Raw genomic sequence first — 14,832 nt, forward strand, 5'->3', positions numbered from 1 at the left:
TCTAGTGAGATATTACCCTCACTACTCTTGCCAGCGTTCTCACGTATTTTGGCATCTTCAATACCGTGATCGACAGCATTACGTAGCATATGCTCTAAAGGCGAAGTGATACGCTCTAGGATAGTTCTGTCTATTTCACCTTCTGCGTTTTTGATTGTTAGAGCGACTCTTTTGTTAAGCTGATTGGCAGTTTGACGCACTGTACGCTCAAGACGAGGTTTTAGACGGGTGAACGGCACCATTCTAGAGTTCATCAAGCCATCTTGTAGCTCTGTTTGCGTCCGAGATAGCTGCAGTAGTAGACTTTCGCTATCTCGCGTCTTTTCAAGCAAGGTGCTGTTAATGTCAATCAAATCAGAGGCGGACTCCGTTAAGGACTTAGACAACTGATTTAAGGATGAATATTGGTCCATCTCTAACGGATCAAATCCTTCATGATTAATAAGCTCTTCATCAATCTGTGATAGGATTTGCGCCTCAAGCTCAATCTCCATTCGGCGCAACTGATCGGCGAGACGCTGTACAGTTACTCCCATCTCCTCAATGCTACCGGTCAAGCTACTCATACCCATATCGATACGAGCACGGTTAATCGCTGACTCACCCGACAAGTTAATCATGTGCTCAATGAGGCCACCTGATATTCGGATCATCTCATTGCTATCCGCTCGCTGCTCTTGCTGCGCGAACTGACCACTCATATCAGGCATGACACTGATGTCGTGACCATTAGGAGTTATTTGCTGCTGATTTGGGCTTTGAGCTAAAGCCTCTGATGGTTGATATGCAGGCAGCTTTGTAGACGATGCCTCTTGCAAAGTTGTAGTAGTTAACGTTTGCAGCTTTGTTTGTAATGGTAGCGGTGCTTGAGCTGCCATGATTGCGCGGCGCTGTTCTTGCAAAGATTCTTTTGGTATGGATACTAGCTGCTTTGGATCTTTGATAAATTGCTGTAAGGCGCTGATTAAAGACACGGGGGCTGACGGATTGACTTGTTGCTTGAGTATCGCTATAGCGTCAGCTAACCAATCATGACAGGCGACTAGCAGGGCTTTAATAGTGTCAGTAGCGGGACGACGACCGTCTGCTAGGGACTCATAGACGGTCTCCATCTCATGCGCAAGGTCGGCGATACCACTGGCGTCAACCATACGCGCGCCGCCTTTTAGCGTATGCAAATCACGCTGCAGTACTTGCACATTAGCCACTGTATCAGCATCGCTTATCAGTGCTAATAGATTCTGATTGCGATTGGTAATCTCTTCAGCTTCCTCTAAGAATACATCTAAGATATCGCTATCGGGTAAGCCATTTGGCCAAGAGCTATTAATTAAGTCCTCTAAACTTACACGCTTATCCTCTTGTGATGGATTCTGTACTTCTACTGATACCCCTGTAGTGATCGGTGTCGGTGCAGGTGGTTTCGGTACAGGTGGTTTCGGTACAGGTAGTATCAGCTCAACTTGTTCTGGCAAGACTTTTGATGTTGCCAGCTGCTTTAGCTGAGTCGTTAAAGAGGCGGCAAAAAAGGACTCATGATAATTGACAGTATGGGTGATCTGTAGCGATAAGACATCTTGCACCCTTTGCATGATATCAACCCACTGTAGTGTTGGCTCTATCTTTGCTTCTATAAAGCCTTCGTAGATACTCTCAATTTCGTGCGTCAGATCTGCAATACTTTTGATCTCAGCCATCTGCGCGCCACCTTTTATGGTGTGCAAGTAGCGCTGCAACTCCTTTAAGGCACTAAAGTCATCAATGTCAATGCGCCACTTAGCAAAGGCTTGCGCAATAGCGCCATCAAGCTGTTGCGCTTCTTCCAAAAATATCTCTAATAGTTCAGCGTCGGTATCGATAGCTTCGCTTTGTGTCTCTATATCACGGCGGCTTTTGACTGATGCCATATCAGTACTTTGAGCTTCAACGCTTTGAGTTTTAACACTTTGAGCCTCAATACTTTCTGCATAAGCGTTTTGTGAATCGTCGCTTTGTAAATCAGTGCTTTGTGCCTGGTGATAATCATCGTCCATAGAGCTGTCGGTTGTAGCATGCTCATTTGCAAAGGGTCTATTGATAAGCTTGCTCGTCTCAGCACTGTCATCAACCAGATTATTCAAGTTCTCTAGAACTTGACCATCGACCTTCAAAGACATGCTAGCAGCTAACGCATCAAACAAATCGACCAATTGGGCATGACCGTCTAGAAGTATGCTTTGATTGTCAGTATCAAAGGCCTGCTCTGGATGAGCGCTCAGATAGGCGTAGGCATTATCTAAAGCGCTAAGCAGCGCGCTGAACTTTGGCGACTCTTGAGTCTTTTGACTTAGGCGCTCAATTTGCGCTCTTTGCTTGGTAATATAGGCTGTAGTCTGCTCTATATCTGCGGCTTCGAGCACTTTAGTGAACTGCCACTCGGCATCTAATAGAGAGTCAATATCATCTTCTAACAATTGGGCAACGCTCAGCTGATTGTCAGGTGCTATGACCGTATCCTCTTCAAGCATTGCTTGCAAGGAGACTAAATCTTGCTGGCTTTGGGTATTCTCAGGCGTCAAAGCTTGGGGCTTAATGCTCTGCTTATAACTATTTAAATACCCATCAATCAAAGTCACAGATTGGGTTAGCGCTGTAATATGCTGCGCACTCATCGGCGTGTCTTGCTGCTGCAATTGCTCTAGGCTTTTTTCTATCGTGGCACCAACTTCACTAATAGCTGTCAAAGCACTAGATCCTGAGGCAGCTCGCAAGGTATGAAAAGCGCGGACAATATCGTCACTTACGTCAACTTCAGTGGCGTCTTTGTGCAAGATAACAAAATCATTAATATCTTGTAGTAACTCTTCTGCTTCTTCGATAAATATCTTACAAAACTCTTGTTCTTCTTCGCTTTGCGGCGGCATTGCTACTGGCGCTTCTGCCATTACTTCATTAATAGAATAAATAGTTTGTAGCGTACTATCGACGTCTACGTTGTACCCAGTGGTAGAGGTCATCGATTCAGCTTGAGCCAAATCAAAGCTGTCTTTTATCGAAGTGCTATCTCTTATCAAATTATAATCAAACGCATCTCCAAGCTGCTGGCTGTATGCATTGGCGCACGCTATCCACAAAGGCACATCTGCTGGATAATTATGAGTGCCTGCGGCAAAAACATCCATCATGCCAGGATACGCGGTCAGTACGTCGCTAATAAGCGTCTTTATAGGTGCTGACGCCACAACATTGCCATCTAATATACGATTAAGCATATTCTCTATAGACCAAGCAAGCTCAGCGGTATAGTTGGCACCAACCATACGCCCTGAGCCTTTTAGGGTATGAAAGCCGCGGCGGATGTCTTGTAAAAGCGTCAGATTGTCCAAGTTATGCTGCCACTCTTCAAACAAAGGCGAGATCTCAGCTAAGACTTCTTCAGCCTCTTCTATAAAGATATCTTTGATGTCTGGATCAGCATCGTTGGCATCAAGGGGTAATTGCCCAATGTCTGGCATAAAGGGAAGTAGCGCTGCAGGCAAATCTGCAACTGCTAAAACAGGCTGTTGTTTGCTAGGCACGTTTTCTACATCAAAATGGTCATTGATGTCATCACTATTTGAAAGCTCGTTATCGACTTCGATAGCGTTAGTGCTCGTCGCACTAGCGTCCAAATCATCTGTCGTATTGTCTAGTAAGTGACGACTATTAGCCACTATAACGCTGGCATCAAAGCTTGAATCTTGAGGGTCACTAAAATCACTGACCATTTCGGGCAAATGAGCTATCGCCTCAGTCACTAAAGTCACAACTGCCTCTTGCACAGGCTTAGCGTTGTCTAAGCGATCATTGAGTAAGTGCGCAATAGATGCTGTCATCTCACTAATGCTTACAGCATCAACCATACGGCTTAAGCTCGTTAACACAAAAAAGCCGCGATGAATCTCTGTCAAAGCCGTTGGGTCTTGGGGATCTTGTTCCCAAACGGGTAAAAAATCTTGCAGGTCACTGATGACTTCCATTGATTTCTCAATAAAGGCATCGTGCGTGTCTTTATCTACATCAAAACTTTTGGCTTTAAGATTAAGCTTTTGATCATCTTCGTTCTCATCAAATGACATCTGCTTCTCAAGATCTATATCATCGCTGGGCAGATTATCAAAACTGTCTATACCTTCAAAATCAGTGCTCTTAAAATCAATACCTTCAAAATTAATGTCTTCAAAATCAATATCATCCAAACTAATATGATCAGTGTCATCTAAGGCTTGGGCATGAACAGGGCTACTCTCATCATAGGTATTGTCTGTATCATCAAAGTCATCATCGTCTAGATCAAGCGCTGTCCACTCTATTGTATCGGTAGGTGCTGTTGTTTCTGGCGCAGCATTATCTATTTGCTCATCTGCTGCCTGATCATCGTCTAGCGTCCGATAGATATCACTATATAGCTCCTGGAGCTGATGCTCAATCTGCCACTGCTGCGATGCAAATCCTGCTTCTGATGACATACTTTGCTCGGTATCCTGCGCGGTAATGCGAGCTTGGTCTGCGTAAGCGGACTGTCCACTATGCTCAAGCTGCATGCTGATACGATGCATTGAAGACGCCACAGTCTGAGGGTTGTCGAGATTAAATATAACGGTTTCAAGCTCAGTTAGGGTATGAGATAAGATGTTAAATGACTCATCCATCAAAGAGTGACTGAGCGTAAGCGTTTGCTCATCGATGTCATTGAGTGCCAATAGCTCAGTATAAATCGTATTTGTCAGTGTCTTAAGCGTATCTTGAGTGTCTTGATAAGTGTCATCATTGTTATGCGCTGGGATTGACTCTATCACTTGCTCTAATGATGCAAGTAGTGAGGCATAATGTTCAGGTAAAGGGATATGATTATGTGCAAGAGCACTGAGCCATAGTGTAGTGAGGTGCCAAAGACGCTCTTGCTCAGCATTAGTAGCAGTTTGCTTTAGGTAATGACTAACCTTTTTTAGTATTTTTAGGATGGGCCGATGATTCTCATTGATAGTAAGTAGCTGCTGTACTTGCTGACGCCAAGCGAACAATAATTGCTGATATTGATCTTTGGATAAGGCGTCAATGCCGTCTATATCAGTGACGTCCATAACATTAGTGACGTCCATAACATTAGTGGCGTCCATCACATCGATATTGTCAGTAGCAGTGTTATCGATCACAGCGTCACTAATAGCAACTCTATCATTGGTAGTAGAGTCAAGGCCTTGCATGCTCGCAACTGAGATGTCTTGAGTCGTTTGATTAGTAGCGAGTATTCGCGTCAGCTCGGTTACAGTATCGCTCAGCAGTTCGGTGTGATAGCTTCCTGTTTCTACATACTCCATTAGCTCATGCTGCAATAACTGATGCGACAACATTCCTGTGCGTCTGTCTTTATCAGCCAGTGATGTATGAGCGCTTACTTGTATCAGCAACCTAAGCTTGTCAGCCAGCTCTACCAACACAGGCAAGTCTGCTATCGTCAGCGCATCGATGATCTTTTGGTAATGATCTACGGTCTGCTGAGGATTTGTATTGTCAGAACCTAGTTGCCAGTCCTCAGCAACTTGTGTGAGCTGCTGGTTGAGAGAGGGTAGTAGCCACTCAAGCGTCACCATATCCTTGGGCTTATTTTTCATAAGTTAATCCTGACTCTTTTGGGCACTGATTATTGTCATTTAGTGACTTTACAATAGGTGGAGCGACTGGTTTTCTGGCACAAAATTGAGCGCTTTGATCTTTTTGGCGGACTACCAAACGCCCAAAGACTGACTGTAAATAAAGTCAATCGCAACATGCTAAATAACGCAGGGTCTCCCCCTTACGCTTTTATCAAAAACTGCACGCTCTCATCAAACACTCTATGCTCTCATCAAACACTTTATGCTCTAATCAAAGGCTCTGTACTTTAATTAAAAACTGTAGTGAGCGTCGTCTATTTGCTCATCGTCATTTGAGATTTTAAAGCCAGTAACTGACTCTTGTAGTGCTGATGCCATCTCGCTTAGCTCACCGATTGAACGCGCTGTCGCCATCGTACCAGATGAGGTTTGCGAGGTGATGTCTTGAATAACCGTCATAGTTTGCGAGATACTTCCCGCAGATCTTGCTTGCTGCTGCGCTGCATTTGAGATGTTTTCAATAAGATCAGACAAGGTGCTAGATACGTTTTGTACTTCCTCAAGCGCCTCACCAGCATCTTGTGCTAGGCGCGCACCGCGCACCACCTCTGATGTCGTTGATTCCATAGATACAACCGCTTCGCTAGTATCTGTCTGAATTGTCTTAACCAGAGTTTCGATCTGTTTGGTGGCGTTGGCTGAGCGCTCAGCGAGACGCTGAACCTCATCGGCGACGACCGCAAAGCCTCGCCCAGCTTCCCCAGCCATAGAAGCCTGAATAGCGGCGTTCAATGCCAACACATTGGTCTGATCAGCGATGTCGTTAATCAGTCCGACAATATCACCAATCTCTTGTGAGGACTCGCCTAAGCGTTTGATACGCTTTGAGGTCTCTTGAATCTGATCTCGAATGACATTCATACCATCGATAGAGCGCTGTACGACCTCAGCACCATTATAGGCAATAGCAACAGAACGTTTGGCGACGGCAGCTGACTCAGCAGCGTTATTAGATACCTGATCAATAGAGAGCGTCATCTCACTAATCGACGCTGATACGCCTGCGATCTCTTGTGCTTGATCTTCTGAGGCGCGGGCAAGCTCAAAGGCGTTGACCTGCGTTTGCTCTGATGAGCGCGATACCCGATCTGCGGTGCTGTTAATAGCTGTGACGAGCTGACGAAGTTGGTCAATTGCAAAGTTTACGGAGTCTGCAATCGCTCCAGTAAAATCCTCTGATACTGTCGCATTCACAGTCAAGTCACCATCTGCCAAATCACCTAACTCATCAAGCAGGCGCAGAATGGCCATCTGGTTACGATCATTCTCTTCTTGAATTTGACGGGCACGCTCAGATTCCGCGTCGGCTTCTTGACGATTACGCAGTGTCTCTTTTTCGATCAATAAACGCTCAGAGCTGCCTCGCTGTCCAAATATCTGCGACAAAGCATACAAAATACCCAATAGCGCTACCACAAATATCAGCGCAGGTATCACTATTGATTGATTAAAGTTAGTCACGTACTCACTGACCGAAGATAGCGAGCTTATAAGCCAAAATAAACAGGCTACGCTCACCAAGGCCAAAAGGGCAAGTACCCCTTTCCACTTGTTGGCGCTCTCTTTGGGTACCGATACAGATCTATTTGGCCCGATCGCTGGGCTTTTTGTAATATTACTCATCGTGCTCATTCCTTTAAAACAGTCGCAAAAATCTTATCGTGACTGACCTTGTCCCCATCAAGATTATTGCGCTTGATAGCTAAAGGTCTACGTGAGTACTGATGTATCACAATCAGTCGCTATAATCTTATTTATTATTATATGACAGCTTATTATATGGCAGCGTCGCTATAGCGCTTATCTTGCGCTAGCAAGCTTGGCATAAAGATGAACCAATCTTGCTCATCCTTATAAAACTTGCCATGATTGTAAGGCGCAAAAGGCGACTGACTATCAATGGCTTCTGCTCGGTACTGATCTTGACTAAACTGCTCAATACCGAGCACTTGATCGACCAATAGTCCTGAGAACATGGTCTCGTGATCGATCACAAGTACCTTGCGCTGGCTCATTTGCGTGCGCATGCTTGGTATCTGCAAAAATTTGGACATATCAGTCAAAGGCAGCAGGCGCCCACGAATATTAGCAATCCCTAACATCCAAGGCTTAACCAGAGGCATGGTTGTATACTCAGGCATCATCAAAACCTCAGACACCTCGCCCATAGGGGCGATGAGTCGTTGTCCGCCAATATCAAAAACCAGTCCTTGCCAATCAGACTCCTGCCCGCCGCGGCGGCCGCTTTTGCGAGCACGCGCTAAGTCGGCTAGACGTAAAAGCTCAATGAACCCTCTAGATGCCACAAGTTACTCCATCACTCTACGAATAGTATCAAGCAGCTCAGACTCATCAACAGGCTTAGTGATATACTCTTTGGCGCCCTGACGCTTGCCCCATACCCGATCAGTTTCCTGACTTTTGGTACTGATCATCACAATAGGAATGTGCGAGGTTGTCGCGCCGCGCGTTATCTTTCGCGTCGCCTGAAAACCGTTCATCTCAGGCATAACCACATCCATTAAGATGACATCTGGCTGATGATCCGTTGCCATTTGGCAGCCTTGCTCACCATTGATAGCTTCTAGTATCTGAAAGTTGTGCTTGGCCAGCATGTCACGAAATTTTGCCATCTCAGAGGGCGAATCGTCGATGACTAATACAGTAGTCATGGGTATATCCTTTGTTTATCGGTGGTGTACTTTAAAATATTGGCTTGATTGCTCTGCTATCAGCGATACTGGTTAATAGCCTCAAACAACTCATCTTTACTAAAGGGTTTGGTTAAGTACTCATCAGAACCCACAATACGTCCGCGTGCTTTGTCAAACAACCCGTCCTTTGATGACAGCATAATGACAGGCTTGCTGGCGTAATCAGGATTATTCTTAATCAAAGCACAAGTCTGATAACCGTCTAAGCGCGGCATCATAATATCTACAAAAATAATATCTGGATTGTTATCTACGATCTTGGCTAAAGCATCGAACCCGTCGATAGCTGTTACAACCTCACATCCTGCCTTTTGCAGTAGCGTCTCTGCCGTGCGGCGAATAGTCTTTGAATCATCAATGACCATTATTTTTAGCCCGTCAAAATTATTTTCCATATACTCTTATCCTATAAACGACTGTATTCATGTTGCCATTATTTAACGAGCGCTTTGTTATTTGATTATCGTTAAACCACAAGTTAAGTGGTTAAAGCATGATTTGATTTTGTACTCATTATCTTCTTTTGTCGTCTATGCTACTTGATTGTGATAATGAGATAAAGCAAGTCATCACCATTTGTATATATTCAAATATTGCCAAATACTTTTTGTTTGTAATGAAAATGTATCAACGCTTGTTTTAGCATAGTTATTTAGGCTTTTCCAGCTATTTAAAATCTATTGTCCAACGTTAAAAAATTTATCTATCGCTTGCCAACATATATATACGCAAATTATTAGCCTACAACCTACCTTTTTCACTATATAATAAATTTCTGTTTATCAAGGTAGCTGGTATGACTTTTTCTTCACGTTTATTCAAAAAAAGATGCAAGATAAGTGCCACTTATGTATTAAGTGCCTGTTTACTTGTTGCTTGTCAGCCGCCGCCTGCAACTGATGACACAGCTTTAAACTCAAATGAGCAGGCAGCGCCCGTTATCATTGAAGCTGACAGTGTTTTGATGAGTCCAGAGCATATTTTAAATATTAAGTCGTCTCGCTATCAGCCAAGCCTAGGTCTACAAGGCACACTTGAGCCTGCCGAGGAGCAAAAGCTGATTGCGGCAAAGGACTTGATCATAGATAAGATACTGGTTGCAGAGGGCGACTGGGTAGAAAAAGGATCGCCCTTATTTGTCGTGTATCGACAGGCAACCAACACTAATAGCGAAGCAAAAAAGGCGAATACTCTTAGCGATCAAACACTCTCTGATAGTAGTGCTACAAAGGCATTAAAGGATAACGTATCAAAAGGCAATGAACCAGAAGATAATAAATCAGAAGATAAAGCATCTATCGAGCAAGCGACAAGCAATATATCCAATAAAAATAATAAAGAATCAGGCGATATTGCCTCTAACTTGCAGGACACTAAAAGCCAAGCTAAAGCCGTAGATACTAATAACATACCCAAGACAGCTACTTTAACCTCTAACAAAAATAAATCTGCATCTACGCCAGTTACGGTAATCGCCAAAACCTCAGGTTATGTGAGCGCACTCTTCATTGAAGCTGGGCAAACGGTAAAGACAGGCAAGCTACTCTTAGAACTTGGTGAAAAGAGCAATCTGCATTTTGTTGCAACCTTGCCGATTCAGGCCAAGCCTCAGCTCTCTGTCGGGCAGACGGTCAATTTTAGTGCTGAAGCATTAACGGATACTTTTACAGGTCAAGTGAGCAAATTGACTGTTGATAATACGACCAAGCAACTTTTAGTCTATGTCAGCGTTATCGACAACGAGGTCAGCCGCGCGCAGTTATTACCGGGGATGAGTGCTACGGGTCGTGTCAATTACGGTCAAATAGAAGTCGGTACTATCGTGCCCAAAAGTGCGCTTCATGATGTGGACTTGAGCGCCTTACAAAAGCCGCCCTATCAAACCGCTGCGCCATTGAATGCCAATATTTGGATCATCAAGCAAGACCAGCGCCTGACTCGTCAGCCCGTTGAGGTCATTGAATATGATCCAAGTACCGAGCAGTACCTTATCGCAGGTGTGAGTAATGATAGTTTGATATGTTTGGCTGATCTGCCCGTCGAGTCTGCTGGTAAGCTGGTCATCGTTTCTTAATATCTTTGTTATAGATAGGTCTGTTCCATAACTTTATTTGCTGTTACATTGTATAGAAACATTAACAAAGCATGTCTTGTTTAGTAAGGGATGAATTAGGCAAAATAGTTTTGAGAAGCCATAATAAATAACAACGACAATTTGAGGATGGACTATGAGTAAGCAGATTTTATTGATTGAAGACGATCCGGATTTGGCCGAACTGATTAGTGATTATCTCACTATGAACTATTACGATGTGCATCATGCAGGTCTTGGTCAAGAAGGTCTCGATATTTTAGATACCAAAGAGCGCGATATAGATTTGGTAGTGCTAGACTTAATGCTGCCTGATATGGACGGTATGCAAGTCTGCCAAAAGATTCGTGGTAATAAGAATAACATGACTAATAAAGTCCCTATTATTATGCTTACGGCAAAGGGCGATACCACAGATCGAGTGCTTGGACTTGAGATGGGTGCTGATGATTATATCTCCAAACCCTTTGAGCCGCGTGAGCTACTGGCACGTATTCGCTCGGTCATCCGCCGTCATGAGCAGCCCAATCAAGCAGACAGTCAGTCAGACAGCTTGACCTTTGGTCGTCTCAGCGTGTTTCCAGATAGCCATGAAGTTACTATCGATGACAAGCCTGTACGTTTAACCACTCATCAATTCCAGCTATTACATTATTTTGCTACGCATTCGGGCAAAGTGCTCAACCGTGAGCAATTGTGGCAAGCGATGCCCAACGACGACAGCTCAGACAATATCGATCGTGCTATAGATGTGCATATCTCACGCCTGCGCGCATTGATTGAAGACAATCCTCGTCAGCCCAAACGCATTATCACGGTACGCGGCGTGGGTTATCAGTTTGCCACCGATCAGGTATGATAGCTTGATAGTAGAGACTCGTTGATGCAGCAGCTGGGCTTTCGTTCCGTATTTGCCAAACTATTTGCCAGCGTCATGCTGGCATTGACGCTTTTTGCCGTCGCTATGGTACTGCTCACGCAGCTGGTTCATGACAAAGACGCCAGTATCCGCTCCAAAGTACTGGCTACGCAAATACTTGGACAAATAGACCCGTTTTTAAATGAGCTCAATGTCTCGATTAGCAATGACAATCGATTGCAGGCGAGATTTATGCTTGCTGTCGTCAAAAAAAGCTTCGATATCTTTGATGAGTCCTTGCAAGCAAAAATGGGACTATACGATAATGACGGTCGCCTGCTTATGCAGACGGATAATAGTGATCTGCCACTAGAGCTGCCTGCGCCGCCGTCTTTATTGATGCGCGCTTTTCCCTCCTTTGCCGACTCCCCGCCCACCCAACAAGCACAAGTTTATAGCAGTACGGGCTATACGCTACTGTATGAGTCGCGCCTGCCACCCAAAAAGCCTGTGCTCTCTGCTGCGCTAAATCTATTTACAGGTACGCTACTGCTGCTCATCATTATGGCAGGGGTACTGTGGTGGATTGCTCGCAATATGACTTGGCGCCTCAATCAGATGAGTCAGCAGATGGCTCAGCTTGGTGATGGCGACTTTAGTGTTCGCGTTAATGCGCGCGGCAATGATGAGATTACCTCCCTTGCTCGTGGATTTAACCAAGCCGCGCAAAAGATTGAGCACCTTATTGATGCTAACAATCTACTACTCGCTCACGCTTCTCATGAGCTGCGTACACCTATCACCCGTATTCGCTTGCAAATTGAGATGATGGATATGCTTGCAAGCGGTATGCCGCCTGATACCAAAGCCAAGTTTGATAAGCGCGCACAAGCAGTGAACCGCGATTTGTCTGGTCTTAATGACTTGGTCGAGAGTATCCTTTTGGTCAGTCGCTTAGATGCAGGTCACGCCGTCCAGCAAATAGAGCGCCTTGATTTATACGACGTGGTCAATCAAGAGCGCCAACACTATCCTGAAGCTACGCTCATCGGCAAGCACATTACTATTGATGGGCAAGCCTCAATGCTCACTCACCTTATCCGTAACCTTTTGACCAACGCGATGCTGCATGGCACGCCGCCTATCACGGTCCTACTCTATGGCGTACAGACGCTTGAGCAAGCGGACACTGTGCCTGACTATCTATTGCAAGGCATTATGAATAGCAGCTTTGCTGATCATAACCTCTCGGATCTGGCTTATTATGATGAACTAAAAAGCGATGAGACAATCGAAGGCAGTGTAGCGGATACCACTCATGCAGATGAACAAACGCTTGATACAAAAAGCGTAGATCTACCTGTGCCTATCATCTACAAAAACGGTGAATCGCTCATTCTTGATGATAAGAAAAACATCGCTCCTGAACCTTCTATCAATGACGACCTTGAAAGTATCACTGATGCACAACTTAGCGCCTCCGACAGACCACCGGCCTCAGCACTTGCATCTTTAATGCCTAAAAAGAGCGAAAACAAGGAAATCGAAAGCGGTGAGAACGCAGCTTTACCTCGTAAAGAAGGCTTATTCAAAAAGCACCTCAATAAACCAAAAGCAGATCTTGCCGAACCCGTAGCTAAGTATGCCGTGTTAGCTATTATCGATGAAGGGTCAGGCATTCCTAAAGATAAGCGCAAAGAGATCTTTAGTCCCTTTGTGCGCCTGCAACAAAAGCAAAAAGGCTCAGGTCTGGGGTTATCGCTCGTGGCGCAAATTGTCACCGCTCATCAAGGCTATATCAAAACCGATACTATAAATGGTCATACGCGATTTTTGGTCGTACTACCTGTGCAGCATAATCCAGACTATGACTTTCATGATCATGACAGTCATCTCTAACGCGTTTTTGATTGATATAAAGCTCTTTCTCTATTTGGCATAAGCCTAGCTCGCTTTGTCATATCAGCATGACATTAATTGACACACGCCTTTAACGATTTGACCTTGCGTTTTTTATACAACGATAGTGTCTGTACTAGCGACAACACTCGCTATACCCAAGCTCCCTGCTAATATGCTATATTGTCGCCCCTTATAAATACCTATTGTTTTCTTTGCAAAATAAAATCTAGCAGATATCGAGCCTGCCATGAGCGACATGATTGCCCTAAAAGATGTGACCAAAAGCTTTATGAGCGACCGCTCGATCAAAGGCGCAGACGGTAGGGCGCATTGGTTTACTGCGGTTGAGCCGACCTCACTATCTATTCAGCAAGGCGAGATATTCGGCCTTATGGGGTACTCAGGCGCAGGTAAATCAACCTTATTGCGTCTAATTAATATGCTTGAGCGTCCAGATTCAGGTCAGGTTATTATCGATGGTACGGACTTAACGACACTGTCTGCCAGCGATTTGCGCGTAGCGCGGCACAATATTGGCATGATTTTTCAGCAATTTAACTTGATGTCTAATCGTACTGTCTTTGATAATGTCGCGTTCAATTTAACGGTGTCAGGCTACCCTAGCCGCGATATTCATAAACGGGTGATGGAGTGCCTTGCCATTGTTGATTTGACTGATCGCGCCAGTCACTACCCTGCGCAGTTATCAGGCGGTCAAAAGCAGCGCGTCGGTATCGCTCGTGCTATCGCGCCAAGCCCTAAAGTATTGCTCGCCGATGAGCCCACCTCGGCGCTTGATCCTGCGACCACCCGTAGTTTGCTCACCTGCTTGCGCGATATCAATGAACAGTTAGGCGTGACTATCGTTATTGTCACCCATGAGATGAGCGTGATTCGCAGACTTTGCCACCGCGCCGCCTTGCTTCATCAAGGACAACTGCTTGAAGTGGCCGATGTCCGTGACGGTAGCATTCAAGCGGCCACTCTAATTGGTCAGGGTCTGGTTCAAGAAGACTAAATTTAAGCTCAAATAGATAGATAAATAGAGATTGACATGATGACTGGCGCTGAATTATCGACCTCAATTGACAAGCTTTGGGCGCTGCGTTCTGAGATTTGGCAAGCTTCCGTTGATACCTTTGTCATGCTAGGTATCTCAACGACTACTGCTATCATTATCGGTGGTCTGTTTGGCATTTTCTTGTTTTTGTCTAGCGATAGACAGTTTTTGCAAAACAAGGCGCTATACGGTGTGCTTGGCGGTATTACCAACTTTATGCGCGCTTTTCCGTTTGTCATTTTGATGATTGCGATGAGCCCGTTTACCAAAGCTATTGTCGGTACGGGCATTGGCCCTATAGCGGCCTCATTAGTGCTGGCGATTGCAGGCTCGTTCTACTTTGCCCGCTTAGTCGAGCAAAACTTGCGTGAAGTACCGCGCGGAATTATCGAAGCGACCGAATCTATGGGCGCGCGCCCTTTTACGATCATCAAGGTACTACTTAATGAATCGCGCTCAGGGCTGGTTTTGTCAGTGACGATTCTCTGTATCAGTCTGCTGTCTTATTCGGCAGCAGCAGGTATGATTGG

General features: G+C 45.0%; 9 protein-coding genes and 1 pseudogene. 5 read left to right on the top strand and 5 right to left on the bottom strand.

The window, feature by feature from the left end; all coding sequences use genetic code 11:
• From ACTXGO_RS04310 to pilG, 5 genes and pseudogenes are all read right to left on the bottom strand, one after another.
• Window positions 1-5,633 (bottom strand): Hpt domain-containing protein (locus tag ACTXGO_RS04310; RefSeq protein ID WP_443573463.1); only part of this gene is annotated, 5,633 nt, incomplete at its 3' end.
• A gap of 273 nt (window positions 5,634-5,906) precedes the next feature.
• Window positions 5,907-6,950, bottom strand: a pseudogene (locus ACTXGO_RS04315) (methyl-accepting chemotaxis protein); the annotation flags it as partial.
• A gap of 500 nt (window positions 6,951-7,450) precedes the next feature.
• Window positions 7,451-7,981, bottom strand: a complete 531-nt coding sequence (locus ACTXGO_RS04320) for a chemotaxis protein CheW (protein WP_435949622.1) — start codon at window positions 7,979-7,981, stop codon at window positions 7,451-7,453.
• Window positions 7,982-7,984: 3 nt separating this feature from the next.
• Entirely contained in the window at window positions 7,985-8,347 is a 363-nt protein-coding gene (locus tag ACTXGO_RS04325) for a response regulator (protein ID WP_317199180.1), read from the bottom strand.
• 59 nt (window positions 8,348-8,406) lie between these two features.
• Window positions 8,407-8,784, bottom strand: a complete 378-nt coding sequence (gene pilG, locus ACTXGO_RS04330; RefSeq protein ID WP_317199181.1) for a twitching motility response regulator PilG — start codon at window positions 8,782-8,784, stop codon at window positions 8,407-8,409.
• Between the two features lie 401 nt (window positions 8,785-9,185).
• Between pilG and ACTXGO_RS04335 the strand changes: the two genes are divergently transcribed.
• The 5 genes from ACTXGO_RS04335 to ACTXGO_RS04355 all read left to right on the top strand — a co-directional run.
• Window positions 9,186-10,463 carry an efflux RND transporter periplasmic adaptor subunit gene (locus ACTXGO_RS04335; protein WP_443543133.1) on the top strand — a complete coding sequence of 426 codons (1,278 nt, stop codon included), beginning with the start codon at window positions 9,186-9,188 and terminating at the stop codon, window positions 10,461-10,463.
• Window positions 10,464-10,617: 154 nt separating this feature from the next.
• Window positions 10,618-11,340: a response regulator transcription factor gene (locus ACTXGO_RS04340; RefSeq protein WP_317199183.1), complete on the top strand. Its 723-nt coding sequence runs from the start codon at window positions 10,618-10,620 to the stop codon at window positions 11,338-11,340.
• 24 nt (window positions 11,341-11,364) lie between these two features.
• Complete coding sequence (locus ACTXGO_RS04345) at window positions 11,365-13,239, top strand: ATP-binding protein (protein WP_317199184.1); 1,875 nt, start codon at window positions 11,365-11,367, stop codon at window positions 13,237-13,239.
• A 250-nt stretch (window positions 13,240-13,489) separates the two neighbouring features.
• The gene (locus ACTXGO_RS04350; protein WP_317199185.1) at window positions 13,490-14,260 is read left to right on the top strand and encodes a methionine ABC transporter ATP-binding protein; all 771 of its coding nucleotides are present in this window, start codon (window positions 13,490-13,492) and stop codon (window positions 14,258-14,260) included.
• A 36-nt stretch (window positions 14,261-14,296) separates the two neighbouring features.
• Window positions 14,297-14,832: methionine ABC transporter permease (locus tag ACTXGO_RS04355; protein WP_443573466.1), on the top strand; the 536-nt coding region annotated here is incomplete at its 3' end.

Source organism: Psychrobacter sp. T6-1 (assembly GCF_052258445.1).